Origin of the sequence: Escherichia sp. AM3, from assembly GCF_032029835.1 — a bacterium.
GTDB lineage: Bacteria > Pseudomonadota > Gammaproteobacteria > Enterobacterales > Enterobacteriaceae > Escherichia > Escherichia coli.
On sequence record NZ_JAVUPQ010000186.1, the window covers coordinates 1 to 2,689 of the forward strand.

Genomic DNA, 2,689 nt, shown 5'->3' on the forward strand with positions numbered 1-2,689 from the left:
CGGTGGAGCTGCATGACAAAGTCATCGGGCATTATCTGAACATAAAACACTATCAATAAGTTGGAGTCATTACCGCCCGTGTTGTCATCGACCGGCGAACTCCATAAGATGTGCAGCATTCACGTTCGGACGGAGTTCCTGACCTATGTCCCCTACTATTTATGATATTGCCAGGGTTGCAGGCGTATCAAAATCCACCGTATCACGCGTGCTGAATAAGCAAACTAATATCTCCCCGGAAGCGCGCGAAAAAGTGTTACGGGCCATTGAAGAATTACAGTATCAGCCAAACAAGCTGGCCCGCGCGCTGACCTCTTCGGGTTTTGATGCCATTATGGTGATTTCTACCCGTTCGACCAAAACTACGGCGGGTAATCCGTTTTTCTCTGAAGTTTTGCATGCCATCACCGCCAAAGCTGAAGAAGAAGGTTTCGACGTGATATTACAAACGTCGCACAATCCGGCAGAAGATCTGCAAAAATGCGAAAGCAAAATTAAGCAGAAAATGATTAAAGGCATTATTATGCTCAGTTCGCCAGCGGATGAGTCATTTTTTGCCCAACTCGATAAATATGATATTCCGGTGGTGGTGATTGGCAAAGTTGAAGGTCAATATGCCCATGTTTATTCTGTCGATACCGATAATTTTGGCGACAGCATTGCGTTGACCGATGCATTAATTGAAAGTGGGCATCAAAATATTGCCTGCCTGCATGCTCCGCTTGATGTCCATGTTTCGGTTGATCGCGTTAATGGTTATAAGCAGAGCCTGGCTGCGCATAATATTGCAGTGCGTGATGAATGGATTGTTGATGGCGGTTATACCCATGAAACTGCATTAAAAGCAGCACGGAAATTATTAAGCCAGTCACCGTTGCCTGAGGCGGTGTTTGCCACTGACAGCCTGAAATTAATGAGCATTTATCGTGCGGCAGCAGAGAAAAATATTGCTATTCCGCAGCAGTTAGCGGTGGTGGGTTATAGCAATGAAACGCTGTCATTTATTTTAACGCCTGCACCGGGCGGCATCGATGTTCCGACGCAGGAGTTAGGTCAACAAAGCTGCGAGTTATTATTCCGCTTAATTTCTGGAAAACCGTCACCACAGAATATTACCGTTGCCACGCATATGACGCTGAAATAAATACCAGCTACCTTGCCTGAATGCCGGATGCGATGCTAGCGCATCTTATCCGGCCTACATTTATAGATCGGATAAAGTACTCGCGCCGCATCCGGCAATTTAGCCCATTATCAGAACGAGTAATTTACGCCGACACCTGCATAATGGAATTTATCACTGTCGCCTTCGTCGTGATCCTGCCACTCAAACGCGTATTCCAGCGAAACGGAAAGTCCGTTCTGGAAATCATAACCGTAAAATAAACCTACACGGTTAAAATCATGGCCTTCACGTTCAATATCATCCTGCCAGTCCCAGTTACTCCAGCGATCCAGCCCAATGCGCGTATACGGCGTCACCGAGTGGTTGCCGAGCGTCAGCGGCAAATAGGCGCGAATTTCTTGCGTGGAAAACTCACCGTTATTGCGGCTGTCGTCCATATTGAAGCCGCGCTCGAGATAATAGTTCACTCGCAAGGCAACCGTTTCGTTGAAGGTATATTGCAGACCTGTTTCCGTTTCGACACGGGTATCAGCGTAACCGGTAGTGTTCAGATCATTGGCAAATTTATACATCGACAACCAACCGTTGAAACGTAAATCGTCAGTCAGTTTCACATCCCAGTCTGGCGCGATTTTCCAGCGCTGCATATTCGCCGTGTCTTTACCCGGTTCATCAACGTAGTGATAACCATAATTACGGAAACCGCCGGTCAGGCCGAAACTGAAATCATCGTTTTCGAGGAACTGATAATGCACCTCCAGCTCCGGGCGATCAAACCACGTTCCACGTTTACCCGCGCTATAATCTACCGGCCCTTCCTGATAATAGGCCAGAGCAATTCTCCACGGCCCGTTGGCGGCATTAAAATAGACTGAAGGCTCCGCCAGCCCATCCATATCTTCGCCATAACCCTCGACGTTTTCTATTTCGTACATCGCGCCGATATTAAAGTGCCAGTCGTTCCTTTCCTCGGCCTGTGCGCAGGCCATTCCCGCACACATCACCAGTGCGGTACAGGGTAATAACTTTTTCATTATTGTTCCTTGTATTATCCTGGGGGAATGCCTTCCCCCTGTATTTAGCGAATTGCTATTTCCGTTTCTGCATCAAAGAAATGACATTTCGTCATATCAAAATGAATAGTGATATTTTCTCCTGCATGATAATCATTTAACGCACCAGCACGGACCACTAACTCGTGCCCCCCAACCGTGGTGTAGAGCATAAATTCCGCACCGGTTAATTCTGCCACGCTAATTTTGGCGGAAATGTTATTTTCCTCTTGCGCGTCCGGATGAATATCTTCCGGTCGTATTCCCATCACGATGGGCTTATGCAAACTTTCCTGTGTTTTCAGAACCGCTAATTTCTCTTCGGGAATGGTTAATTTAAGCGTTTCCGTAACGAATTTATCGCCATCGATCGTGCCGCGAATAAAATTCATCGCTGGTGATCCAATAAATCCGGAAACAAACATATTCGCGGGTTGGGTAATGACTCCAACTTATTGATAGTGTTTTATGTTCAGATAATGCCCGATGACTTTGTCATGCAGCTCCACCG

The 2,689-nt window shown here is 46.8% G+C and carries 4 protein-coding genes and 1 pseudogene; 2 read left to right on the forward strand and 3 right to left on the reverse strand.

From position 1 onward, the window contains the following. Positions 1-2: 2 nt before the first annotated feature. Both RTW80_RS31715 and RTW80_RS23750 read left to right on the forward strand, forming a co-directional pair. On the forward strand, positions 3-59 hold the full coding sequence (locus RTW80_RS31715; protein ID WP_003032489.1) for an IS1 family transposase: 57 nt from the start codon (positions 3-5) through the stop codon (positions 57-59). An 86-nt stretch (positions 60-145) separates the two neighbouring features. Beyond that, positions 146-1,144 carry a LacI family DNA-binding transcriptional regulator gene (locus RTW80_RS23750; protein ID WP_097745017.1) on the forward strand — a complete coding sequence of 333 codons (999 nt, stop codon included), beginning with the start codon at positions 146-148 and terminating at the stop codon, positions 1,142-1,144. 110 nt (positions 1,145-1,254) lie between these two features. On the opposite strand, the gene ompG is transcribed toward RTW80_RS23750, so the two are convergent. The 3 genes and pseudogenes from ompG to RTW80_RS31720 form a co-directional block, all read right to left on the reverse strand. Continuing rightward, positions 1,255-2,160, reverse strand: a complete 906-nt coding sequence (ompG, locus tag RTW80_RS23755) for a monomeric porin OmpG (protein WP_000735257.1) — start codon at positions 2,158-2,160, stop codon at positions 1,255-1,257. Positions 2,161-2,204: 44 nt separating this feature from the next. After that, positions 2,205-2,624, reverse strand: a pseudogene (locus tag RTW80_RS23760) (TOBE domain-containing protein); the annotation flags it as partial. A gap of 6 nt (positions 2,625-2,630) precedes the next feature. Beyond that, positions 2,631-2,687: an IS1 family transposase gene (locus tag RTW80_RS31720; RefSeq protein WP_003032489.1), complete on the reverse strand. Its 57-nt coding sequence runs from the start codon at positions 2,685-2,687 to the stop codon at positions 2,631-2,633. Positions 2,688-2,689: the final 2 nt, after the last annotated feature.